Origin of the sequence: Nonomuraea solani, from assembly GCF_900108335.1 — a bacterium.
Lineage (GTDB): Bacteria > Actinomycetota > Actinomycetes > Streptosporangiales > Streptosporangiaceae > Nonomuraea > Nonomuraea solani.
Genome location: NZ_FNVT01000002.1, coordinates 873,446 through 896,925, shown reverse-complemented (window position 1 = coordinate 896,925; position 23,480 = coordinate 873,446). Strand labels below are relative to the sequence as shown.

18 protein-coding genes and 1 other RNA gene are annotated in these 23,480 nt (G+C 71.0%); 6 read left to right on the top strand and 13 right to left on the bottom strand.

What is annotated here, in order from left to right; all coding sequences use genetic code 11:
* Positions 1–34: 34 nt before the first annotated feature.
* Positions 35–1,486, bottom strand: coding sequence for a flavin-containing monooxygenase (locus C4V41_RS09815; protein ID WP_103955432.1), 1,452 nt, complete (start codon positions 1,484–1,486; stop codon positions 35–37).
* Between the two features lie 108 nt (positions 1,487–1,594).
* Here C4V41_RS09815 and C4V41_RS09810 point away from each other — a divergent pair, with 108 nt between their 5' ends.
* The 4 genes from C4V41_RS09810 (at position 1,595) to rnpB (ending at position 4,992) form a co-directional block, all read left to right on the top strand.
* Positions 1,595–2,404, top strand: a complete 810-nt coding sequence (locus C4V41_RS09810; RefSeq protein ID WP_103955431.1) for a Nif3-like dinuclear metal center hexameric protein — start codon at positions 1,595–1,597, stop codon at positions 2,402–2,404.
* Between the two features lie 2 nt (positions 2,405–2,406).
* Positions 2,407–3,147 carry a zinc ribbon domain-containing protein gene (locus tag C4V41_RS09805; RefSeq protein ID WP_103955430.1) on the top strand — a complete coding sequence of 247 codons (741 nt, stop codon included), beginning with the start codon at positions 2,407–2,409 and terminating at the stop codon, positions 3,145–3,147.
* Positions 3,144–4,457 (top strand): bifunctional RNase H/acid phosphatase, encoded by a 1,314-nt coding sequence (locus C4V41_RS09800; protein ID WP_103955429.1) that lies wholly within the window; start codon positions 3,144–3,146, stop codon positions 4,455–4,457. Before C4V41_RS09805 ends, C4V41_RS09800 begins: the two co-directional genes overlap by 4 nt.
* 144 nt (positions 4,458–4,601) lie before the next feature.
* An RNA gene (gene rnpB / locus C4V41_RS09795) (RNase P RNA component class A) lies at positions 4,602–4,992 on the top strand.
* A 178-nt stretch (positions 4,993–5,170) separates the two neighbouring features.
* On the opposite strand, the gene C4V41_RS09790 is transcribed toward rnpB, so the two are convergent.
* From C4V41_RS09790 to C4V41_RS09740, 11 genes are all read right to left on the bottom strand, one after another.
* Entirely contained in the window at positions 5,171–5,800 is a 630-nt protein-coding gene (locus C4V41_RS09790) for a class I SAM-dependent methyltransferase (protein ID WP_103955428.1), read from the bottom strand.
* A 16-nt stretch (positions 5,801–5,816) separates the two neighbouring features.
* Positions 5,817–6,548, bottom strand: a complete 732-nt coding sequence (locus C4V41_RS09785; RefSeq protein ID WP_146103604.1) for a serine hydrolase — start codon at positions 6,546–6,548, stop codon at positions 5,817–5,819.
* 140 nt (positions 6,549–6,688) lie between these two features.
* Positions 6,689–7,879, bottom strand: coding sequence for a cytochrome P450 family protein (locus C4V41_RS09780; protein ID WP_103955426.1), 1,191 nt, complete (start codon positions 7,877–7,879; stop codon positions 6,689–6,691).
* Positions 7,839–9,104, bottom strand: a complete 1,266-nt coding sequence (locus C4V41_RS09775; RefSeq protein WP_103955425.1) for a cytochrome P450 family protein — start codon at positions 9,102–9,104, stop codon at positions 7,839–7,841. The genes C4V41_RS09780 and C4V41_RS09775 overlap by 41 nt, the downstream gene beginning before the upstream one ends.
* Positions 9,101–9,694, bottom strand: a complete 594-nt coding sequence (locus tag C4V41_RS09770; protein ID WP_103955424.1) for a GTP-binding protein — start codon at positions 9,692–9,694, stop codon at positions 9,101–9,103. The genes C4V41_RS09775 and C4V41_RS09770 overlap by 4 nt, the downstream gene beginning before the upstream one ends.
* Positions 9,675–10,034, bottom strand: coding sequence for a DUF742 domain-containing protein (locus C4V41_RS09765; RefSeq protein ID WP_103955423.1), 360 nt, complete (start codon positions 10,032–10,034; stop codon positions 9,675–9,677). Before C4V41_RS09765 ends, C4V41_RS09770 begins: the two co-directional genes overlap by 20 nt.
* A complete protein-coding gene (locus C4V41_RS09760; protein WP_103955422.1) occupies positions 10,031–10,471 on the bottom strand; it encodes a roadblock/LC7 domain-containing protein in 441 nt (146 codons plus the stop codon). Before C4V41_RS09760 ends, C4V41_RS09765 begins: the two co-directional genes overlap by 4 nt.
* 2 nt (positions 10,472–10,473) lie before the next feature.
* On the bottom strand, positions 10,474–11,817 hold the full coding sequence (locus C4V41_RS09755) for an ATP-binding protein (protein WP_103955421.1): 1,344 nt from the start codon (positions 11,815–11,817) through the stop codon (positions 10,474–10,476).
* A gap of 412 nt (positions 11,818–12,229) precedes the next feature.
* Positions 12,230–14,476: a SulP family inorganic anion transporter gene (locus C4V41_RS09750; protein WP_103955420.1), complete on the bottom strand. Its 2,247-nt coding sequence runs from the start codon at positions 14,474–14,476 to the stop codon at positions 12,230–12,232.
* 78 nt (positions 14,477–14,554) lie between these two features.
* Complete coding sequence (locus tag C4V41_RS09745) at positions 14,555–16,015, bottom strand: hypothetical protein (protein WP_103955419.1); 1,461 nt, start codon at positions 16,013–16,015, stop codon at positions 14,555–14,557.
* Between the two features lie 184 nt (positions 16,016–16,199).
* A complete protein-coding gene (locus C4V41_RS09740; RefSeq protein ID WP_200823853.1) occupies positions 16,200–16,712 on the bottom strand; it encodes a YbhB/YbcL family Raf kinase inhibitor-like protein in 513 nt (170 codons plus the stop codon).
* A gap of 654 nt (positions 16,713–17,366) precedes the next feature.
* Here C4V41_RS09740 and C4V41_RS09735 point away from each other — a divergent pair.
* The gene (locus tag C4V41_RS09735) at positions 17,367–17,888 is read left to right on the top strand and encodes a PH domain-containing protein (RefSeq protein ID WP_235030010.1); all 522 of its coding nucleotides are present in this window, start codon (positions 17,367–17,369) and stop codon (positions 17,886–17,888) included.
* A gap of 569 nt (positions 17,889–18,457) precedes the next feature.
* Complete coding sequence (locus C4V41_RS09730; protein ID WP_235030009.1) at positions 18,458–19,987, top strand: PH domain-containing protein; 1,530 nt, start codon at positions 18,458–18,460, stop codon at positions 19,985–19,987.
* A gap of 337 nt (positions 19,988–20,324) precedes the next feature.
* Here the strand turns inward: C4V41_RS09730 and sepH are convergent, their stop codons facing one another.
* Positions 20,325–23,327, bottom strand: coding sequence for a septation protein SepH (gene sepH, locus C4V41_RS64110; protein ID WP_235030008.1), 3,003 nt, complete (start codon positions 23,325–23,327; stop codon positions 20,325–20,327).
* Between the last annotated feature and the right edge of the window lie 153 nt (positions 23,328–23,480).

The following is a 23,480-nucleotide window of genomic DNA, read 5'->3' as shown; positions in this document are numbered from 1 at the left end:
CACGTGTACGACCTGGATCCGACGCCCAGGCGTCCTACCCGGGTTCGACGACCTGGTAGGCCGGGCGCGGCGGCCTGGCCGTCAGCCTGCGGTAGAGCGTAGTGGGCCCGGGCCAGTTGTTGGTGACGCGGCCGTCCGCCGTCTTGTACCAGCTCTGGCAGCCCTCGCCCCACACCATCCGCTCCATCGCCGCGCCGAGCTGCCTGTTCCACGCCGCCATCGCCTCCGGCCGCACCTCCATCGGCGGGCCCGACAGGTACGGCAGGCACGCCATGATGTGGTTCACCTGACATTCGATCATGAAGATGATGGAGTTGTGTCCCAGGTTGGTGTTGGGCCCGTACAGCAGGAAGAGGTTGGGGAAGTTCGGCATGGAAATGCCGAGATATGCCGCCGCCCCGCCCTTCCACTGCTCCTCCAGCGACCGCCCGCCGCGCCCGGCGATCTCCATCGGGGCCAGGAACTCGGTGCTCCTGAAGCCGGTGGCGTACACGATCGTGTCCACCTCCCGCAGGCCATCGGTGGTCTCGACGCCCTTCGGCGTGATCCGTACGATCCGGTCCGTCACCAGATCCACGTTCGGCCGCGTCAGCGCCGGATAGAACATACTGTCGATGACCACCCGCTTGCACCCCGGCGGATAGTCGGGGGTGAGCTTGGCACGCAGCTCCGGGTCGGGCACCTGGTCGCGCAGGTGCCGCAGCGCCCGCTGCCTGAGCAGCCCCACGCTCCAGCCCTGGGCGAGCGCGGGATAGAGGGTGCCCTCGGCGTACCGGTAGATCCATTCTCGGTAGGCCCGCTGCAGCCCCGGTACGAAGTGCAGCGCGAGCCTGGTCAGCGGGGCGAACGTGGCGTCCGGCTTGGGGATCACCCAGTTCGGCGTGCGCTGGAAGACGTACAGGTGCTCGGCCCGCTCCGCCACGGGCGGAATGAACTGGGCCGCCGACGACCCGTTCCCGATCACCGCGACGCGCCTGCCGGTGAGATCGTGGTCGTGGTTCCAGCGGGAGGAGTGAAAGGAGATCCCCTCGAACTCCGCCATGCCGGGAATGTCGGGCAGCCGGGGCCGGTTGAGCTGCCCCACACTCATGACGACCACGTCGAACGCCTCGGTACGCTCCCTGCCCCCTTCCGTCGCGCTCGTGACCTGCCACCGCGACTCATCGAAGACGGCCCGGCGCACCTCCGCACCGAAGCGGATTTTCCCCCTGACGCCGTATTTATCGGCGCAATGCTCCAAATAGCCGAGAATCTCGGGCTGCCCGGGATAGCGGCGCGTCCAGCTCGCGTACTTCTCGAACGAGTACGAGTACAGATGCGAGGGAATGTCACACCCCGCCCCCGGATAGCTGTTGTCGCGCCATGTGCCGCCGAGATCGTCCGCCTTCTCGAACACCGTGTACGTCCCGATCCCGGCCCGTTCGAGCTGGATCGCCATGCACAGCCCGCCGAACCCCGCTCCGATGATCGCGACGTGTGGTGCCATGCCGTCCTCCGCGTGTCAGGATTCACTTACATTACGCCGAACCCCGTTCTCAAGACACCCCTCCACAGCCCCGCCACACCCCTCCCCGCAGGCCGATAGTCTGCGCAGGTGGCTGCTGAGACGTTGACGGACGTGATCGAGGTGCTCGAGGCGGCCTACCCGCCCGCCCGGGCCGAGTCGTGGGACGCGGTGGGCCTGGTCACCGGCGATCCCGCGCAGGTGGTGCGGCGGGTGCTGCTCGCGGTCGACCCGGTCTCCGCCGTGGCCGAGGAGGCCCTGGAGTGGGGCGCCGACCTGATCGTCGTCCATCATCCCCTCTACCTGCGCGGCACCACCAGCGTCGCCACGACCACGCCCAAGGGCCGGCTCCTCCATACCCTGATCAAGCACGACATCGCCCTCTACACCGCCCACACCAACGCCGACGTGGCCAATCCCGGAGTGTCCGACGCCCTGGCCAGAGCGGTCGGCCTGGTGGGCGACCTGGTGCCGCTCAAACCGTTCCCGGACGACCCCTGGCGCGGGCTGGGCCGCATCGGGGAGCTGCCGCGGGAGATGCCGCTGGGGGAGTTCGCTGCGCTGGTGGCGAACGGCCTGCCCGAAACGTCCTGGGGCATCCGGGTGGCGGGTGATCCGTCCCGTCCGGTCTCGAAAGTGGCCGTCAGCGGAGGCGCGGGCGACTCCCTCCTCGGTACGGCCGCGGCCGCCGGCGTCGACGTCTTCCTGACGGCCGACCTGCGGCATCACCCGGCCAGCGAGTTCGTGGAGTCGGGCGGCCCCGCGCTGATCGACGCCGCCCACTGGGCGACCGAATGGCCGTGGCTCGACAGCGCGGCGTCCATCCTGCACGCGAGTGGCGTTACCGTTGAAACGCGTGTCTCCGCCACGGTCACCGATGCTTGGACAAAAGGATATTGATCATGAAAGCAGCCCCTGAGGCACAGAAGCGACTGCTCGACCTGGCAGAGCTCGACTCCGTGATTGACCGGCTGGCCCACCGCCGCCGCACTCTGCCCGAGCTGGCCGAGATCGACGAGCGCTCGAAGCTGTTCGCCAAGCTCGCCACCCAGGTGATCGAGGCCGAGACCGAGGCGGGCGACCTGGCGCGCGAGCAGACCAAGGCGGAGGGCGACGTCGACGCCGTGCGCACGCGTTCCGACCGTGACCAGAAGCGCCTCGACTCCGGAGCCGTGACCTCGCCGCGCGACCTGGCGAGCCTGCAGTCCGAGATCGCCTCGCTGCAGAAGCGCCAGGGCGACCTGGAAGAGATCGTGCTGGAGATCATGGAGCGCAGGGAGGCCGCCGACACCAAGGTGACCGACCTGGCGGCGCAGCGCGACGAGGTCCGCGCCGCGCTCTCCGCGGCCGAGGACCGCCGCGACTCCGCGCTCGGCGAGATCGAGAAGGAGGCCGGCGACGTCCAGGGCCGCCGCTCAGGCGTCTCCGGCGACATCCCCGCCGACCTGCTCAAGCTCTACGAGAAACTGCGCGATCAGTACGGCGTGGGCGCCGCCATGCTGCACGGCGGCCGATGCCAGGGCTGCAAGGTGGCTCTGTCCATCGCCGAGATGAACCGCATCAAGGCCGCCCCCCACGACGACGTGATCCGCTGCGAGGAGTGCCGTCGCATCCTCGTACGCACCGCAGAGTCGGGCCTGTGACCTCATACGTCATCGAGGCGGACGGCGGCTCGCGGGGCAACCCGGGGCCGGCGGGTTACGGCGCGGTCGTCATGGACGCCTCCGACGGCCAGGTGCTGGCGGAGGCGGCCGAGGCGATCGGCGTCACGACCAACAACGTCGCCGAATACCGCGGCCTGATCGCCGGCCTCAGGGCGGTGCTGGACCTGGGCGGCGACGGGGCGGCGGTGGCCGTCCGGATGGACTCCAAGCTCGTCGTCGAGCAGATGGCGGGCCGCTGGAAGATCAAGAACGAGGGCCTGCGCCCGCTGGCGGCGGAGGCCGGGTCGCTGGTCAGGCGGCTGCGGGTGACGGAGTGGACCTGGATCCCCCGCGAACGCAACAAGCACGCCGACCGCCTGGCCAACGAGGCCATGGACGCCGCCGCCAAGGGCCTGACCTGGAAGGCCGGCGGCACCACGACCACACCGCCGGACGACTCGTCCGGCACCGCGGACTCCCACCCAAAGGCGACGGGCGCGGCGGATTCGCCCCCAAAGACGGCTCGGGGTGCGGCGGCCCCGTCCCGGAGCGGCACCGGGGCCACGCTGACCGCGAAGCAGACAGACCTCCTCGACGCGGGCGACATTTCCGAACTATCCGCCCCCACCGCCTCCATCGCCACCGCCCAGCAGCGCGGCAAGGGCACCGGCACCGGCTGGGCCCCGCCCACCCGCGTCGCCATCTCCCTGCTCCTCCTGCGCCACGGCGAAACCGAGCTGTCCATCGAACGCCGCTTCTCGGGCAGGGGCGACGCCGAGCTCACCGCCAACGGCCTGGCCCAGGCGTCGGCGGCGGCCGAGAGGCTGTCGCGGGAGCCGTACCGGCTGGACGTGATCGTCACCTCGCCGCTCAAGCGCGCCCGCCAGACCGCCGCGGCGGTCGCCCAGCGGACGGGCCTGGAGGTGGAGGTGGACGAAGACCTCAGGGAGACCGATTTCGGCGCCTGGGAGGGTCACACGTTCACCGAAGTGCAGCGCCGCTGGCCCGCCGAACTGGCCGCCTGGCTCGCCGACCCCGAGGTGGCCCCGCCGGGCGGCGAGAGCTTCGCCACGGTCGCCCACCGCGTCGAGACGGCGCGAGAGCGGCTGGTGGAGCGCCACGAGGGCAAGACGGTCCTGGCGGTCTCGCACGTCACACCCATCAAGATGCTCCTGCGCCTGGCCCTCACGGCCCCGCTGCAGGCTCTCTACCGCATGCACCTCGACCTGGCGTGCCTGTCGCTGATCGAGTATTACGCGGACGGGCCGGAAGTGGTGAAGTCGTTCAACGACACCTCGCACCTGCGCTGACCGAAGGCCGTGCCGGATGCCTCGGTGAGCACCCGGCACGGCCGCTGGCGCCACCGCCCCCCTCAGGCGATGACCAGGCCATTCCAGCGCATCGATCTTGCGAGTGGCTTGGAGGTCACTTGAAATTTGATAACCTCCACCAGACGAGTCGGCCGGGCGACCGCGTCGGGCCTTCGGGCCCGCCGAGGAAGGTCCGGGCTCCACAGGGCAGGGTGGTCGGTAACGCCGACCCGGGGCGACCCGCGGGACAGTGCCACAGAAAGCAGACCGCCTCCCGGTTCTGATCGGGAGGTAAGGGTGAAAGGGTGGTGTAAGAGACCACCAGCGCCCACGGTGACGTGGGCGGCTAGGTAAACCCCACCCGGAGCAAGGTCAAGAAGGAACGCTCTTCGGAGCGCTCCGCGCGCGACGTTCGAGGGCTGCCCGCCCGAGTCGCGCGGGTAGACCGCTCGAGGCCGCCGGCAACGGCGGTCCTAGATGGATGGTCGTCCCTTCGCAAGAAGGACAGAACCCGGCCTACAGGCCGGCTCGTCACCCATCCTCAGGCGACGGACGCGTCGTCGATGTCCGAGCAACCGCATCGCGACCAGGATGAGCAGCCCCACGATCATGAGGGCGGCCCAGGCGATCAGAATGCCTGGCGCGATGGTCCAGACGGGGTCAAGATTCATGGGACGCTGCCCTTTCATGGTGCCGCGCAGGACAGCCGGCCTTCAAGCGGGCGCCCGGGCATGCCCGAGGACGTGGGCCATCCGGGGGATCAGCGGCTGCGGTGCGAAGGTGAAGCGTTCGACGTCCCCCACCGCGAACCCCGCCCGCTCGATCGCCCGCACCGTGTCCCGGTTCGGGCGGCAGCCCGCCGCCGCCCGGCGCCACGCGGGCGTGATGAGGTCCTCGACCAGGCCGAGCACCGGGTTGGATGAGCGTACGTGCTCGTAGAAGCACAGCAGCCCACCCGGCCTGAGCACCCGCCGGATCTCCGTCAGCGCCCGCGACTGCGACGGCACCGAGCACAGCACCAGGGACACCACCGCCGCGTCGAAGGAGGCGTCCCCGGCGGGCAGTGCCTCGGCGTGCCCGAGCACCACCGACACGGGGACCGGGGCCGACTTGGCCTGTGACTCGGCGAACCGGCGCAGCGTGTCCTCCGGTTCCACGGCCACCACCTCGGTGACCGCCGCCGGGTAGTGGGGGAAGTTGCGGCCGTTGCCGGCGCCGATCTCGATCACTCTCCCGGTCAGCCCGGCCACCAGCCGCCTCCGGTGCTCGTACGCGCCCCGCCGGTCGGCCATCTCGGACGCCTCCACGTACATGCGGGCGAAGCGCGGGTGCTGGAAGTTCATCGAGGTCCCCTCAGAGTCACCGGCAGACCCTTCCAGCATGCCGCGCCACACCAGCACAGGAGCAGACCGCCCTGGCGACGTGCTCGATCGCCTTCACCCCGGCCCCCATCGAGGTGTTCCCCTTCGAGATCACCGCGATCAGGTACGTACGCCCGCCGTCCCGCACCCGCCCGATGCTGTTGACCGTCCACCGGCCCCCGTCGCGCGCCCGTGGCAGCCAGCCGTTCTTCAGCTCCGCCCGCCCGGCCGCGCTGACGCCCCACGCCTGTTCCGGCGCCACGTCGCCCATCAGGCGCAGCATGTACGCGCGGTGCTCGGCCGGTAGCGGGCTCTTGGGCGAGACCAGCGCGTTCAGCAACCGGACCTGGTCGGCGGCGCTGGTGGTGGTCGCACCCCAGGCGCTCCCGGGACGGGTCTCGCGCAGGCCGAGCCGCTTGTTGGCGGCCGCCAGCCCCGCCGCGCCGCCGATCGCCGACCACAGGGCGGACGCGGCGGCGTTGTCGCTCACCTTGATCGCCCGCGCCGCCGCCCGCTTCTCCCAGTCCGACAGCCGCCGGCGCTTGAGCAGCAGGGCCATCACGATGTTCACCTTGACGATGCTGGCCGTGGCCGTCCTGAGCCCGCGGTTGTAGGTGTAGGAGAAACCGGTCGAGAGCTCCCGCACCGACACCGACAGATCGCCGGAGAGGCCGTCCAGGTAGCGGGTCAGCGTCCTTTCGTCAGCGCCGTTCGACGTCAGGACGGTCATCGACGCGATCAAGGCCACCAGCGCCCGGAGCACGACGGCCTACGCGAAAGTGTGACGGGAACACATGGCAGGCAGCATCGCGGGGCGGATGTTTCCAGGGCGTTAGCCACAAAAAGGTGGCAGCCGCCCGTACCAGGTCGTCACCGCGCGGGCCCCAGCAGAACGGGCAGTTCGCGGACGTCGTTGCTGATGAACGACGGCTGAGGCGCCGGCGCGCGGTCCGGCTCGGCCAGCCGCAGGCCCGGGAACCGGGCGAACAGGGCGGGCAGCGCGATCCCGGCCTCCAGCCGAGCCAGCGGCGCGCCCAGGCAGAAGTGCATGCCGTAGCCGAACGCCAGGTGCTGCCGGTCGTGCCGGTCGATGTCGTAACGGTCGGGATCGGGGTTGACGGCGGGGTCACGGCCGTGCGCGCCGAACCCGATGAGGATGAGGTCGCCCGCGGCGATGACGACGCCGTCGCCGAGGTCGATGGGGGCGGTCGCGTAGCGGAGTGGCAGGTGCATGATGGGCGGATGCTGGCGCAGGCTCTCCTCGATGGCGTCGCTCCACCGGTCGGGGGCCGCGCGGACGGTCGCCAGCTGGCCGGGATGGGTCAGCAGGGCGATGGTGGCGTGGTCGATGAGGGAGACCGTGGTCTCGCTGCCCGCGCCGATCATCAGGATCAGCGTGCTGACGAGCTCTTCCATGGTGAGCTGGTTCAGCAGCAGGCTCGTGAGGTCGTCGCCGGGCCGGTCGCGTTTGGCGGCGATGAGGCCGTGGATGGCGGCGAACAGGTTCGTCTGCACTGTGGTCGCCTGCTCGGTGGTGACGCTGGTGTCCAGGACGGCGTCGATGGCGGCGAGCGTGGCGGGGCGCAGTTCGTCCGGTACGCCGAACAGGTCGCAGATGACCCGGCTGGGGATGCGGTAGGAGAAGCGGGCGCGCAGGTCGACCGGCCGGTCGGCGGGGACGGTGGTGGCCAGGTCGTCGAGCAACGAGGTGACGATGGCGTCGATGGCGGGGCGCATGGCGTTGATGCGGCGGCCGGTGAAGGCCCCGCCGACCAGGTCCTTGAGGCGTTTGTGGTCGCCGCCGTCGACGGTGAACATGCTGACGACGTCGACCCAGGCGGTCAGCCAGGCGATGGCGAAGGGGCGGTAACCGGGCCAGGACTTGCGGGCGTCCTTGGAGACGTCGGGATGGGTGAGCAGGTGTTTGACGACGTCGCCGCGGGTGACGGACCAGGCGACGAGGTCGTGCGGGAGGAGGACGCGGGTGGCGGGGCCGGCGGAGCGCAGTTGGTCGGCCTGTTCATACAGGTGTGTACCGGTGGGGTCGAGGATCGTGGTCACGGTTACCTCCGGCGGGCGGTGCGGTGGCGGGGGTGTCCGCCGCGTGCGGACGGAAGCGGATGCCGAGGGTGGCGGGGCATTGGTGGAACGGACCTGGCCGATGGGGTGTGTCGGCGTCGATGAGGTCGACCTTCCACAGCCGGTCGAGGAGTGTCTCGATGCCGGTCTGGGCGATCACGGAGGCGTGGCTCTCGGCCGGGCAGCGGTGTGGCCCGGCCGACCAGGCCAGGTGGGAGCGGTTGTCGTAGCCGGGATGGGGGAGTGAGGGATCGGTCCCGGTGGCGGCGTGGCTGATCAGGATGGGCACACCGGCCGGGATGGGGACGCCGTACAGGGCGGTGTCGTGGCGGGCGTAGTGGACGGAGAAGTTGGCCATGGGCGAACGCGTCCACAGCACCTGCTCCATGGCCCGGCGGACCGTGACCGCACCGCCGGCCAGGTCGCCGGCGTAGCCGTTGTCGGTCAGCAGCAGGCGTAGCGTGGAGGCGATCCAGGCGGCGGTGGGGACGGTCCCGGCGCCGATGAGGACGACGAGCTGATGCAGGATCTCCTCGGGCGTGAGCCGGGCGGGGTGCGACAACATCCACGAGGTGCAGTCGTCTCCCGGCCGGGTGCTCTTCATCTGGATGATCTCGGCCAGGCACTGCGCGAGGTCGCCCGCGGCCTGCTCGGCCTCCGGGCCGGCGTTGATCATGCCCTGGCAGGCCGTGAGCATGCGCTCGACCAGGGGCGGCGGGCAGCCGAGCAGGTCGGTGAAGACCCGCAGCGGCAGCGTGTCGGCGTACTGCGCCATCAGGTCGGCGTGCCCCTCTAGGGCGAAGCCGTCGATGAGGCGCGAAGCGTGGGCGCGGGTGTTGTCGTGCAGGTGGTGCAGGTTGATCCGGGCCAGGCAGTCGTCCATGGCGTGCCGCAGCCGGGCGTGCGGGCCGCCGTCGGCGTACAGGAGGCTGGGGCGGTAGGCCATCAGGGCCAGGACCGGGCTGTCCCGCGGCACGCGCCCCTTCGCCAGGTCGCCCCACAACCGGCTGTCCTTGCTGTACGTGGCGTCGTCGTTGAGCAGATCGCGGGCGGCGTGCCGGCTGGTGACGACCAGGGCGTGCACGCCTTCGGCGATCTCGGCCCAGGCGATCGGGCCCGCGGCGCGCAACGCCTGGTAGGCGTCCTGCGGGCGGATGGCGAACACGTCGCCGAACAGCCGGACCGAGGAGGGGGAGGAGGGGATCATCGGGCGGGCTCCAGGCGGGACTGCGAGAGGATGGCGGTGACGAGGGCGATCAGACCCTGCTTGGCGGAGCGGAGCTCGCGCGCGTCCAGGCTGACCAGGGAACGGTCGAGGGGCAGGCTGAGGCTGTCGCGCAGGTCGGCCTCGGCGTATCGAGGGCCGCCGTCGAAGTGGTTGACGGCGACGGTGTAGGGCAGGCCCGCCTCCTCCAGCAGGTCGATGGCGGGAAAGCTCTGCTCGATGCGGCGGGTGTCGACCAGCACCAGCCCGCCCAGGGCGCCTTCCATGAGACAGCGGACCATGCCGCTGAACCGCTGCTGCCCGGGGGCGCCGAACAGGTAGAGCACGATGTCGGAGGTGAGGGTGAGACGACCGAAATCCATCGCGACGGTGGTCGTGCTCTTGTCGCGCACATCATGAAGGTCGTCCACGAGTTGTCCCGCTTGGGTCATTTGTTCTTCTGTGTGCATCGGCCGAATTTCCGACACGGTGCCGATGAACGTTGTTTTACCCACTGCGAACGGGCCCAGTACGACGATCTTCACCGGACGCGCCGCGACCGGTACATAACGATCAGAGTTTGTGTAAGGCATCCAACACCTGCTGGAGGAATTCGACATCGAAATGTCCGGCGGTGGGGGTATAGGGCGCGCGGGCGGACAGATGCCCGCTGTCGATCAGCGCCGTGACGATGGCCTTGACGACCGCGCCGGGCAGCCGCAGATGGTACGAGACCTCCGCCACGGACAGCACGCCCGGCAGGCACAACGCCATCGTGCGCCGGGCGTGGGCGGCCAGGCCGTCGAGCGGCCGCCCGGGGTCGGCGATCAGGAGGGTGGCCTCGTCCAAGGGGGAGGGGGACGGCATGGGGCTGCCACCGGTGGCGGCGTGCGAGCGCACCACACCGGCCCGCCGCTGCGCCGGGTCGCTCACGAGGGCTTGCCCCGTTCCCGGGCGCCCAGCACCGGCTGGAGGCCCCTGATCGTCTTCATGATGGCCTGGATGGCCACGCCGACCGGCGCGGTCGTGGAGCCGCCACGGACCGACACCGCCAGCCCGGTACGCTCGCCCGCGGCGAACAGCAGCACGGTCACATCGGTCAGATCGCTGATCATGTGCCGCCACGGCGCCGCGAGCTGCTGCTCGGGCGGCATGCCGCAGAAGCCGGCCAGTTGCCGCTGCAGCGACTGCAGGCCCGCCATCATCGCCGCCGTGCGCTCGCCCTCCTCCTGGCTGAGGCGCTGCGAGCGCGCCAGCAGCAGCCCGTCGGTGGTGAACAGCATCGCGTTGACGATGGCGTCGTGCTCGGTGACCAGCCGGTTGAGGGTCCCGGTCATGTCGATCATGTCGGCGGTGGGCTGGGTGGTCATGGCTATGACTGTCCTTGCTCGGTGTCACGGTCGGCGTATCCGGCGCGCAGCGCCTCGAAGAGCGATTCCATGCCGGCGTCCTCCCCTTCGGCGGGAACGGCGCCGGTGATCGGAGACCGGGCGGTCGGTGCGGGCCGCGCGTGCGCCTGGCGTTTGGGCAAGCCCGCCGCCGTGGTGATCGACGGCGGCTCGGCCGGTTCGGGCTCTTCCCTGGGCGGGGGCGCCGCCTGGCGGGGCTCCGGGCGCGGGCTCCTCCCGGTCAGATGAGCCGGTACGAGGCAGACGGCCTTGACCCCGTTACTGCTGGACGGGGCGTCGACGTCGACGCGGAAGCCGTAGTCGCAGGCCAGCCGCCCGACGATGGCGAACCCGAGCTTGCGCTCGTCCTTGAGCCCGGCGGCCTCCAGGGTCGCGTGCCGGGACAGCAGGTATTCGGCCTCGGCCCGCTGGAAGGAGTTCATGCCCAGCCCGCGATCCTCCACCACGACGCGGTAACCGGCCTGGACCTCCTGGACGTAGACGTCCACGCGGTCGTCGGAGTAGCTGGTGGCGTTGTCGAGCACCTCGGCCAGGGCGACGATGATGGGCTCGACGACGCGGCCCTCGACCCAGGTCTCCCCGGTCTCGGGCTCGTAGTTGTAGTCGACGCGCAGGTAGGGGCCGATCCGGCCTCTGGCGCTCTCGACGATCTCCCTGAAGGTGCAGTCGTCCCGCTGCACGCCCGGCCAGGAACCGGCCAGGATGCGCAGCCGCTGCAGGCTGTGCAGGGCCTGGGTGGCCAGGTGGTCGATCTCGATCAGGCCCTGGTGGAAGGGGCCGATGTCGGTGTGGATGCCGAGCTCTTCGTCGATCTTGATCTGCAGCCGGGTGAGGTAGGACTGGGCGGTGTCGGCGACGCCGCGCACGCCGGCCCTGGCGGCGGCGGACACGTCGCTGCGGATGGCGGCCGCCCTGTCGCGTACGAGGTTCTCGGCGTCGTGGCAGTAGCCGGGGACGGGGGTGTCGGTCAGGAACGCGTGCAGCGGGCCCGGATTCTCCACACCGGGATATCCGGCCTCGATGTCGGCGACCGCGCGTAACCGGTCGACCAGGCGGCCGAACTCGCCGACGACCGCTTCGTACCACTGCCCGTTGGCGTCGGCCTGCCGCTGCGCGGCCTCGGCCTTCTTGAGGGCGGTCTCGGCGCGCTGCTCCGCCGCCTGCGCCGCTCGCTGGGCGGCGCCGGCGGCCCGGGTGGCGGCGCGCTTGGCGAGGGTCTGCCGGACGAGGGCTCCGGCCAGCGCGGCCATGATGGCGACGGCGGAGCCGCCGAGCAACGCACCGATCAGGAGATCCGATGTGATCATGATGGGTCCTCGCGGCTTTCGGCCGGCAGGCCATTTACGGGTGGACGATGCTTGGACTTACTTTTACCAGTTCGTCACTTGACCACACAGGTAAATCGCCGGTCTTTTCCTGCCGCCCCATTTAACTCTGGTAACCCCATACCAGGACAGAATTGGATATTGCACCAAACCCCATTTCCCGAAATATCGGGAAATGGGGTGCGAAAACGATGAGGGGCGGAGGTGACTATTCCGCTGTCTCGCTACCATCGGCAGCCCCCGCCCGGGGGCATAGCGTGACAGAGGGCACCTCCGCCCCTCCGGCCCCTGGGAGTCAGGACCGGCGTCGCGAGGAGCGCCATGGGCATCAGGAGAACCTCGCTGGCACCGCGACCCTAACCCCGGCGGCGCCGTCCGGTCTGCGCAGGATTACTCAGAACTGCCCGTCCGCGGCCGTCACCCGGCGATCGGTCTTGACGGCGAGCGGGGGCCGCAGCGGCGGCACCATGTGCACCCGCGCCGAGCCGATGTCGAAGTACAGCCCCACCAGCTCCAGCTTGCCCGCCCTGATCTGCTCGTCGACCTTCCGGTACGTCCGCAGGTTCTCCAATTGCTGCTGCACGTTGACCCGGCACAGCACGTCCAGCGCCCCGCCGTGCAGCCGATCTCCCTCGGTCTCGATGAACGTGGCCAGACTGTGGTCCCCGTGCCGCAGCCACCTGCGCAGCCCCGGCAGGCTGCCCGCCTGCACCCCGCCGCTCAGCACCCCCGCCATCGCGCCGCACCCCGAATGCCCGCACACCGTGATCGTGTGCACGCCCAGCACCTGCGTCGCGTACTCGATCGCCGCCACCACCGAGTCGTCGTGCGGCTCCGACCCCCTGCGCGGCACCAGGTTACCGATGTTGCGCACCGTGAACAGGTCACCGGGGCCGCTCGCGGTGATCAGGCTGGGCATGATCCGGGAGTCCGCGCAGGTGATGAACAGATGCGTCGGCTGCTGTTTCCGAGCCAGCTCGGTGAAGATGGGGCGCACCAGCGGCGCCGTACGCCGATGGAACTCGCGCGCCCCCGCCGTGAGCTGGCACTCCTCCTGCCCGGACGCGCCGTCCAGCGGCACCACAGGACGGGCGGGACGGCGGCGCCGCTGCGCCCACGGCAGCCACCAGCGGTCGGGCGCCTTCGGCGGCGACTTGACGGGGAACATGCGCGCGCCGCTGGCCGCCAGCGTGTACCACTCGTCGTGCAGTTCGTCGATGTCCACGGTGCCGCCCATGCGCTCGTGGTCCAGCCGCCAGGAGTGGATCGCCTCGAAGGCGCCGTTGTCCATGAAGTCGATGTTCAGATCGAGGTCCACGGCCGCGCCCGCCGGGATCGTCCGCAGCTCGTGCGTCAGCCTCGGCACCCCCAGGAACGTCAGCGACCCCGAGATCGTCACGTGCAGCCGCCCGTCGCGGTCCTCGCGCTTGAGCACCGTCACCCAGGTCAGCCGGCGCAGCGCGAGCAGCGCGGCCAGGGCCAGCCCCGCCAGCACCCCCTCGGCCAGCCCGAGCAGGATCACGGCGCCCATCGTGACCACGTACACCGGCACCTCGCCGTGCCCGTGCACCTTCCTGATGTGGCCCAGGTTCACCATCTGCACGCCGATGAACACCAGCAGCGCCGCCAGCGCCTCCAGCGGGATCAGCTTGATCGACCAGCCGAACCCCAGCGCGAACACCAGCACCCACACCCCGTGCAGGATCGCCGACCAGCGGGTACGCGCGCCCGCCTGCACGTTCGCGGTGCTCCGCACGATCACCCCGGCCACCGGCAGGCCGCCGAGCGCGCCGGTGACCATGTTCGCCACGCCCTGGCCGGTCAGCTCCTGGTCCAGGTCCACGCGGCGGCCGCCGTGCTTGCCGTCGATCGCCACCGAGCACAGCAGCGACTCGCAGCCGGCCAGCAGCGCCACCAGCAGCACCGCCGCCACGACCAGGTGCCAGTCGCCCTGCGGCAGCACCGGGAAGGCCCATTCGGTGACGGTGTCGGACAGATCCACCCGCGTGACGTCCCAGCCGAACGTCCACGCCGTCAGCGCCGCCACGAGCAGCGCCGCCAGCGGCGCGGGGACCGCCCTGACGCGCTTCGGCAGGCGCGTCCACAGCGCCAGCACCGTGATCGTGAGCAGGCCGACGGCGACCTTGTGGCCGTGCAGGTCGGCGATCTGGCCGGGAAGCTCGACGATGTTCGCGATGGCGGAACGCTGGGAGCTGCCGCCGAGGACGACGTGGAGCTGGGAGAGGGCGATGATCACGCCGACGGCGGCCAGCATGCCGTGGATGACGGCCGGCGACACCGCCAGCGCCGCCCTGGCCGCCTTGAACACCCCGAGTACGAGCTGTACGGCCCCGGCCAGCAGGGTGATCATGCAGGTGGCGCGCCATCCGTACGTGTGCACGAGATCCACGACCACCAGCGACAGACCGGCGGCGGGCCCGCTCACCTGAACGGCCGAGCCGCCCAGGGCCCCCGCCACGATACCGCCCACCACGGCGGCTATCAGACCGGCGGCCAGCGGTGCCCCAGAGGCCATCGCGATGCCCAGGGAGAGGGGCACCGCGACGAGGAAAACCACGAGCGAGGCTGGCACATCATGCCGGAGGGTGCTCGCCCAGCTACTCTGCGTGTCGCGGATCATGGGGCAAACCCTATTGGTCCGTCGACCCCGCTTTAGGGGCGTGTCACATGGGTTTTACGTATTAATGGGGGCTGGAGATCATCTGTAGTAGTCGTGCGGGTAGTCCTGCTCCGGCGCGCGGCGGTGGTTGCCGCCGTTGCCCTGCGCGGGCCGGCCGGCCTGGGCGCCGTTGCCCGACGGGGGCTCGGGCCAGGCCGCGGCGGGGCTGGTGGTGATGTCGCCCGTCTCGTAGGCGCCCATGCCGAACGGCGAGGGCGGCGTCGGGACCGAGGTCGGGGGAAGCGACAGCACGTCGTCGTAGGCCCCGACCGCCCGGCCCGGCACCGTCGGGGTGCTGGTGGCGGGGGAGGGGCCGGTGAGCGGGTCGGAGTCGTCGGCCACGGCCCAGCCGGAGCGCACCTCGTAGGAGGCGGGGTAGGCCGGGGGGCGGCCGGCGGGCTGCTCGAACGCCGGCCACGAGGTCGCGGCGCTGTACGGGTCGGAGGCGGCGGGGGCGGGGTCGTCGAGGATGTCGGGCGGAGTGGGCCAGTTGGCGGACGCCGCCGGCTGGTTGGTCCAGGTGGTCTCGAGCGGGTCGGCCGCGCCGTTGTAGGCGGGGAACGGGTCGCTCGTCGGCGCTCCGTGGATGGGCGCCGGCTGGGCCGCGGGGAAGTTGCCGCTGGAGGCCGGGCTGACCGCCGGGAAGGCGCCGCTGCCGTTGAGGGGGGCGTAACCGGTGCCAGGGGAGGCCGGGATGCTGTTGGACGACACCGAGGCGGGCCGTGAGGTGGGGGCGGGCACCGGCTGGGCGCCCGCGCCGAGGATGCTCATCACGTCGGCCGTCGGCGCCGCGAACGTCATGGTGCGCTGGTCGGCCATCTCGGCCTGCGTGGGCGGCGTGATGCGCTGGACCGGCTCGACCAGGTCGGCGAGGTTGGAGGAAGCGGCGGCGGCGGGAGCCTGGCGCTGGGGGGCGGGGCGCTGAGGCAGAGGGGCCTGGACGGTGGCCGCGTTGGGATCGGCGTAGCCGGACGAGGCGGACGCGGCGGCGGGCTGCGGCTTGGCGGAGCGCTTGGCCCGCTTCGCGGCGGGACGCTCGGCCTCGGCGGGACGCTGCTCGGCGGCGGGACGCTGCTCAGTGGGCCGCTCGCGCTCGACGGGGCGGGAGGCGGCCTTCCTGGCCGCGACGGTGCCACCCGCGCCGAAACCGCCTTCTTCGGCGTCGCTGCGGATGTTGGCCCAGAACTCCTCGTCGTCATCGTCGTTGTTGGGGTTGCCCCATTCGTCGACGCCACGCCTGCCACGCTGACCAGTGCGCACGGGCTTCTGCTTGACCTCGTCGATCGGGCTGAAGTCCGGGCTGAAATTGTTCATCCGCGGCTCATGCGCCGCGAACTCGTCCGTGGAGCGAGCATGGGTCATCTCCTCCTTCTCGGCCATCTCCTTCAGCCGTTCCGGAGGAAGCGAACTCTCTCGGCGACTCATCGAACGCATGCCCAGTGCCACGACGACGAGCACGAGGAGCACGACAGCGACCAAGCTCACGACGACCGCGATCATTGCACCACCCTCAAAGCCATGGCCTCCCTCTGGCACCGATGAGATCGCGCGGCCATCGACGCGACCTGCCCCCTTGGATCACCAGTGCCTAACAATTGGATCTGATTGTGTCGGACCACTATGAGAGTTGTCACACCCTACGTGAAGAATTGGTACACCGGTACTACATGTCGTGTTCGTCCGGTCACTCGATGTTCACCGCTGTGAGCCGGCCACGGGCGATGGTCTGATCCGCGATCTGCTTCAAGATCGCGGATAGCGAGTCGTCCTTCTTGGGATCGACCTTGCCGTCCAGCGTGTAGACGCTGAAGCGGTAGTTACCGGATTCCTGACAAGGGGGCTCGTAGCCCGCCTTTCCACTGGTCGTCTTGGCCTGGCCGGACCCCTCGGGGGGATCGGCGCTGGCGTTGGCGCCCAGCTCGGTCGTGGTGGCCGGGATGTTGTAGAGCACCCAGTGCACGGCCGATTCCGAAGTGGTGTGGCTGTCGACCACGATGGCGATCGACTTCGCCTCTGACAGTGGCTGGCTCGACCAGCGCAGCGGCGGGCTGCTCTGGTCGCCACGGCAGGAGAACGCGCGCGGCAACGGTTTGCCCTCGCGCAGCTCGGGACTCGAGACGTTGATCTCGGCGATGTCCTTGGCCTGTGACCTGCCGATGAAGCTGCCGCAACCCGACAACGCGAACGCAACGGTCACCGCTGTCACACTGACAGCGATGCGCCGCACGCGTGATGCCGTGTTACACAGCCCCATGCCGGATGATGCTACGCGGCTCTCGGCGGTGCGCAGACCGTTTCCCGATGGTCGGTGCTCGGTAAAGGATCCGAAACCGGCAAGAATCACGGCATCCGAGTAGTGACCTTGGACACAAGCATGACCTCCGCCGTGCTTTTGACGGGCGGCGCGGGGTGTGCCGGGGGAACGCCGCTGGCCTGGTCCTTCGCGGTCCGGGGGCGGCGCGGGCGGGCTCACTGGACTACCCCGACAAATCGGACACGGTTTCGGTCGCCCGCCACCCGCAAAAACCAGGTGCGCCAGCCCACGGCAAACGGTACAACGTGCGACTGCTCACGGCCGGCGGCGGGTGACGGGTGGCGGGGGTGGGATTCGCGGACGGCGGCTGCCACGTTGCGTCTGGTGCGCGCTGTGGTGCGGTTTTCGCGCTGGCCGGGCCTGGATGGCCCCGAACGTGGCGCCGCCGACGTGGCCGAGCTCGACAGCCTGCGGCCGGCCGCCACTGAGCATGCACCAGGGCCGATCCGGCGGTCGGCAGACACGCCGGGACGGCCGGTCGATCTTTACCGGCCGCCTCGCAGATCACCTCCCGGCCGCGAGCCATAAGCTGGCCTTGTGACATCAACAGGCCCGCTGCGCGACCCGGCGAACCGCGTCTCACCCAAGGCCGTCCGCCTGTGGTTGCTCGAGTCGCTGGTCGCCATGGTGTTCTTCGTGGGTGGTTCGCTGCTGGTGTCGCGGTGGATCAGCTGGATCGAGTGGTCGTGGATCCCCGGGTGGCTGGCCGCCGACCCGTGGCTGCTGCCCGTGGGGGTCGCGGTGGTGACGGTGCCGTTCCTGGTGGCCGAGCCGTTCGTACGGTACGCCGTACATCGCTGGGAGCTATCAGGGGACGTCGTCTATGCCCGGTCGGGCTTCCTGACGAGGGAGTGGGTGTTCGTGCCCGTGAGCCGCATTCAGACGGTCGACAAGGGGCAGGGGTGGTTCGAGCGGATGCTCGGACTGGCGACCCTGGAGATCCGTACGGCGTCCCACGCGGGCTCTTCGACGATCAAGGGCCTCGACTTCCAGGTGGCGGCGGGGCTCGCGGAACGGCTGGCGCACCGGGCGGAAGAACTCAGAGACGACGCGACATGACCGCCCCCCGCCCGGACGACCCGACCCCCGCATCCCCCGACACCCCTTCCCCCCTCCCCGCCTCAAACGGCAACCCCACCCCAGGCAACCCCACCCCAGGCAACCCCACCCCGGACACCACCCCCGAGGGAAACGCTCCTGCGGCCGGGCCCGCTGGAAGTGCCGCCCCTGACGGAGAGGCTCCTGCGGCGTCGGCTCGACCCTCTTCCACCGAGCCCGCTCAGCCCTCTTCCGCCGAGGCCGTTCAGCCGGCGTCCGCCGATGCTGCCCAGCCGGCGTCGGCGCATGGGCCCGAAGCGGCGCATGGTCCCGAGCCCACGCCCGGCATGGAGCAGCCGCCCTTGCCCGGAGAAAGGCCGGCGAACGGACCGGAGGGCGGGCCTGGGCTTGGGGGAGACCCGACGGCCGGTCCCGCAGGGCAGCCGATGCCCGGTTCCGCAGGACGGCCGATGGCCGATTCCGTGGGAGGGCCGATGGCCGGTCCCGCAGGGCCGCCGATGGCCGATCCCGTGGGAGGGTCGACACCCGGAACCGCCGGACCGCCGTTGGCCGATCCTGTGGGAGGTCAGGTGTCCGGGGCCGAAGGGTGGGTCGGGCCGGTGCCTGGGCGGGTGCCGATGCGGCTCAGTCCGAAGGTGTTGCTCATCGATCCGGTACGGATGTTGCCCTCCCTGCTCCTTCCCCTGGTCGGAGTCATGTTCGTGGGTGGATTCTCGGCCAGGTCGTACGCCTGGGCGGCGGCCGGTGTCTTCGCCTCCGTGGTGATCGCGGTCGTCAGGTGGGCCACCTTCACCTACGAGATCGTCGGCGACCGCCTCGAAACCAAGCGCTCGCTGATCAGTCGCTCGATCCGTACCATCCCGATGGAACGGATCCGGGGCGTCGACGTGTCCACGCCGCCCATGCACCGCCTGCTCGGCCTGGCCGTGGTCAAGATCGATACGGGGGCGAGCGGCGACAACGAGGAGGCCAAGCTCAACGGGATCACGCTGGAGGAGGCCGAACGGCTCAAGTCGGTGCTCCTGCGCCGCGCGGCCCGGCCCGAGGCGGCCCACGTACCGGATGTCGCCGAACCCCCGGGCCCCAAGGAACAGACGATCATGCGCGTCCCGCGCAAGTGGCTCCTGTACGGGCCGCTCTCGGGCGCGTACCTCCTCACTCCCTTCGCCTTCGTCGGCGGCGCGGTGGGGCTGGCGTTCCAATGGGGTGACGAACTGGGAGTCAGCCAGGACACCGCCTGGAGCGTGGGCGAATGGCTCTGGGAACACCCCTACCTCCTGCTGGCCGTGGCGGTGCTGCTCGTGCTGGCGATGCCGTTCGTGGGCGGGCTGATGTACGCGATCTTCAACTGGAACTTCGAGCTCAAGCGCCGCGACGGCTACCTGGTGGCCGAGCGCGGCCTGATCAACCGGCGCAGCGTGTCACTGGAGTCGCAGCGGGTACGCGGCTACGAGATCGTGGAGGGCCTCGCCGAACGCTGGGCCAGGGTCGCCCGCGCCTGGGCCATCGTGACCGGGCTCGGCGACTCGCAGACGCGGGGGCAGTTGCTGCCCGACGTACCGCGTGCCGTGGCCCTCCAGGTGACCATCGACGCGATCGGCCCCTACCGAGCCGGCCTCCGCCCGCATCCGCCGGTGGCGCGCAACCGCCGCCTGTTCCGCGCCATCGTCCCGTGGCTCCTGGTCGCGGCGGTGAGCGGCGCCGGGGTGTGGCTGACGGCTTCGACGTTGTGGTGGATCCTGCTGGTCCTGTCACTGCTGCTGGCCGGTATCGGGGTGCCGCTCGGGCTCGACCGGTACGCCTCCCTCGGGCACGGCTACGACGGCACACGTCTTACGGTGCGGTCGGGGTCGCTGCGCCGGGCCCAGGCCGTGGTCGAACGGCGGGCCGTGGTGGGGTGGCGGCTGCGGCAGACCTGGTTCCAGCGGAACGCCAAGGTGCTCACCCTGATCGCCGGTGTCGGGGCGGGCAAGGGGGGCTACTCGGCCATCGATGTGTCCGAGGCGCAGGCGGTGGACTTCCCTGCGGAGGTGACGCCCGAATGGATGGCCCCCTTCCTCAACCGGAACGACTCGTCCGAGCCGTTGCCTGAGGACTGATCCATCGGCGACCGGGGATCCGTGGTCGAGCCGGAGCCCGGGGGCGCGTGGGGCCGGCACCTGGGAAGAGGTCTATGCCAGGGGTCTGGTGGGAGCTTGGGCAGGAGGCCGGGCGCCGCTGGTGAGGGGCGCTGGTATGCGGTCGAGTGCATGCCACGAAGGCGCGTCGATGCGCGCGCAAGGTCATGAGGACGCGAGGTCGCGCTCGCGTGGCTGTACGTAGCGCGGCGCTCCTGACGTGCGTGTGGCGGTCCGTGCGCCGGACGTTCCTGTTCGGGCCCTGGCGCTGGACGTTCCTGTACGGGCCCTGGCGCTCGGCGGCCGAGGGGCCCTGGGGTCAGTCCTGGCGGCGGGCGCCGAACATGATCTCGTCCCAGGTCGGGACCGAGGCCCGGCGACCGCGTGAACCCTTGCGCGCCTGGCGGGCGGCCGGGGCGGGAGGAGGCGATGCGACGGGCACCGCCGGGTCTTCCTTGGCCTCGTCCTTGCCCGCCCGTGCCGCAGGTACCGCCGCCGGGGCGGGCTTCGGCTTGGGCGCCGGAGGCTTGCTCTCCCGCACCGGCTCGGGCTCCGGCGCGGTGGGCTCGTCCTTGCTCTCGGGCTTCGCCTCAGCATCCGGTACGGTCTGCGCCGCCGCCTGGGTTTCCGCATCGTCGGCAGGCGGCTTGGACACGGGCGCCTTGGCGGCCTCGGTCTTCGGGGACTCGACTGTGGTGGTCGCGGCCTTGGACGCTTCGGCGGTGGGCGTTTCCGACTTGGCGGCAGGGGAGGGCGTCGCCTCGGTCCGAGCCCGGGTGGTGACCTCAGGCTTGGACTCCGTGGCGGCTGCGGGCTGCTTGACGGCCTCGTCCGCGGCGTCCTTGGCGGCTGGGGCTGCGACTTCGGCAGAGGCTGCGGTGGTGGACGTCGCGGCTGCCGGTGAAGACGGCGTCTGCGCCGGGGTCGGGGAGGGCGCCTGAACCGGGGCCGGTGCCTGGCTGGAGGCCGAAGGCGGTGCCTGGACCGAGGCTGGTGCCTGAGAGGCGGATACCGGTGTCTGCCCTGACGACGGCGCCTCCTTCGACGCCGAAGCTTGGGCCGACGATGGCTCCTGGGCCGTGGCCGGTGTCTGGGCGGCGGGTGAGGCCGTGGTGACCGCTTCTGCGGCGGGAGGCGTGGCCGGGGTGGACGTGGCGGAGACGTCGCCTTCCGCAGGCGTGCCCTGAGCAGGCGCGCTCGTCGCAGTTGTGCTCGTCGCGGCCACCGCGTCGTCGGCCGTCGTGGCGTTGTCCGAGGCGGCGCTTTTCGGTGTGGCTGCGCTCTTCGTGTCTTCCGCGGCCGCCGCGACCGTGGTGTCCGCCGCAGGGGCGCTGCCGCTCGCTGCTGCGGTGCTCTCCGTGGACGGAGACGTTACGGCGGCGGCCGGAGCCGGGCCGGTGGAGTCGTTGGACGCAGGGAGCGCCTCAGGCGAAACGCTGGCGGGAGTCGTGTCGGTGCGGTCCTGGGCCGGCTCAGCGGTGGTGCGGTCCTCGATCGGGTCGGGAGCCGTGACGTCCTGGACCGGGACGGCCGTGGTGTCGGCCTGTGCGGCTGCCGCGGGTGTGTTGCCCGCCTGCGTGACCGCGGGGGTGGTGCTCGGTGCGGCCGGTGGCGTGGTGGTGACGGTCTCGGCCTTGGGCGCGTCGGCTTGAGCCGGGGTCTGGGCCGCGGGAGTGGGCTCGATGACCGCTTCCGGGGCCGTGACGGGCCGCGACTGCGCGGTGGTGTCCTGGGTGGTGGTCGAGTGCGCCGGGGTGGAGGCCGGTGAAACGGTGGCGGCCTCAGGAGCGGAGGGCTCGGTGGCGGTGACCTCATGGGTCTGGGCCGGCGTGACCGCCTGGACCGCGGACGGTTGATCCTGGGCAGCGGACGGCTGAGTCTGGGCAGCGGGCTGCTCGACCGGGGTGGTGGGTTGCTCGACGACGGCGGCCGGGCGTTCGGCCTGCGGCGTGGGTTGGTGCTGTGGCTGGGTGACGGAGGGTTGGGGGGCGGCCGTCTGCTGGTTTTGGGCAGGGGGTGCCGTGGTGGGTGGCTCTTCCGTGGGGAACTGCCGGGCCTGCTCCTGGGCGGATCGGTCGTCGGTGGTGGGACGGCCCGCGGGTGGGGTGGCCGGGGCGTAGATGGATTCGGTCTCCGCCGGACGGCCAGAACCGAAGTCGGGCAGCCACGGCGAAGACCCGCCGCGGCGGGACGTGGTGTCGCCGGGGCGGGCATAGCCGGTTTCGCGGGCGGGTGGGTCCTGCCGGTAGGGGTCGCGGGACGGCGGCTCCTGGCGAGGCCCGCCCTCCCTGCTCGGATCGGGCCGCAGGCTCTCCCTGGAGGGATCATGACGCAGGCCCGTTTCCCTGCTCGGGTCAGGCCGGCCGCTCTCCCTCGAAGGATCGTGCCGATGGCCGGGGTCCCTGGTCGGGTCGGGCCGCGGGCCTTCCCTGGAGGGGTCGTGGCGCAGGGCCGTTTCCCTGGTGGAGTCTGGGCGGGGGCCCGTGTCCCTGGTGGGGTCGGGGCGGAAAGCCTGGTCGTGGCGGGGGTCGAAAGGGGCCTCGCGGTGCGGTGGCTCCTGGGCGCGGCCATAGTCCGTGGACCTGGGCGGCGGGTTGTAGCCGACCGCCGGTTCCTCCGGCTCACGGCGTACGACAGAGGGGAACGGCAGCGCGTCGTCGGCGAGCGGCGGCACCGGCTGCAGTTTGGCCACGCGCGGCGCGAACGGCGTCACCGTGGTGTCCTCCGCCACCGACGGGTCGGGGTCGAAGTCGGCCGACGACAGCCGCATGGCCTCGTCGTCGTGTGGCGTCACGTGCCGCTTGCGCGGGTCGAAGAGCCACTCGGCGTGCCTGGTGTGACCGTTCCACACGTAGCCGAGCTTGACCCGCCACAGGCCGTCGTCGCGCTTGGCGGAGTCCCAGTCGATCTCGTCCGTGGGCACGCCGCGCCTGGTCAGCCGCTCCGCCACGAGATCGCCGAGGGTCGGTCCCGGCGCGGCCTCGCCCGGCATGCGGACGGCCACGCGCTGTGCCTGCTGGGCGACGTACTCCCGCTCCTGCAGCACCGGCCCCTCGAACCAGCGGACCCGCTCGACCGGGATCCCGGCGGTAGCGGCGATCTCCTCCGCCGTCTCTCCGGCTCGTATGCGGGCCTGGATCTCCTTGGGGCGCAACGGACTCTCCACTTCGATCTCGTACTGGCCGAGACGGGAGAAGTTGCCGCGGACGGCAGCACGGAGCCGGTCGTCCACGGGAAGCGTGAAGCGCGTACCACGCCCGGCAGTAGCCAGCACGAGGTAGGTGCCGTCCTCACTCACCGCGACGAGTCGGAGCTCCTGCATGCGAGTCCCTTCGTCAGCGTCGCCATTCTTCCCCCGGACCCTTGAGTCTCTCGCGTGTGCCGGTTGCCTGCCAGCACCGTACCCGGCATGTCCGAACATCGCCTTCCTGGGATAGCCCAGGGGCGATGTGACGCCGGTCACATTTGGAGAATC

Excerpts from the sequence above, each read along its gene's own strand:
- C4V41_RS09815 (WP_103955432.1), bottom strand. The coding sequence starts at position 1,486 with ATGGCACCACACGTCGCGATCATCGGAGCGGGGTTCGGCGGGCTGTGC.
- C4V41_RS09805 (WP_103955430.1), top strand. The coding sequence starts at position 2,407 with ATGAAAGCAGCCCCTGAGGCACAGAAGCGACTGCTCGACCTGGCAGAG.
- C4V41_RS09790 (WP_103955428.1), bottom strand. The coding sequence starts at position 5,800 with ATGAACTTCCAGCACCCGCGCTTCGCCCGCATGTACGTGGAGGCGTCC.
- C4V41_RS09785 (WP_146103604.1), bottom strand. The coding sequence starts at position 6,548 with ATGACCGTCCTGACGTCGAACGGCGCTGACGAAAGGACGCTGACCCGC.
- C4V41_RS09775 (WP_103955425.1), bottom strand. The coding sequence starts at position 9,104 with ATGATCCCCTCCTCCCCCTCCTCGGTCCGGCTGTTCGGCGACGTGTTC.
- C4V41_RS09770 (WP_103955424.1), bottom strand. The coding sequence starts at position 9,694 with ATGCCTTACACAAACTCTGATCGTTATGTACCGGTCGCGGCGCGTCCG.
- C4V41_RS09760 (WP_103955422.1), bottom strand. The coding sequence starts at position 10,471 with ATGACCACCCAGCCCACCGCCGACATGATCGACATGACCGGGACCCTC.
- C4V41_RS09755 (WP_103955421.1), bottom strand. The coding sequence starts at position 11,817 with ATGATCACATCGGATCTCCTGATCGGTGCGTTGCTCGGCGGCTCCGCC.
- C4V41_RS09750 (WP_103955420.1), bottom strand. The coding sequence starts at position 14,476 with ATGATCCGCGACACGCAGAGTAGCTGGGCGAGCACCCTCCGGCATGAT.
- C4V41_RS09745 (WP_103955419.1), bottom strand. The coding sequence starts at position 16,015 with ATGATCGCGGTCGTCGTGAGCTTGGTCGCTGTCGTGCTCCTCGTGCTC.
- sepH (WP_235030008.1), bottom strand. The coding sequence starts at position 23,327 with ATGCAGGAGCTCCGACTCGTCGCGGTGAGTGAGGACGGCACCTACCTC.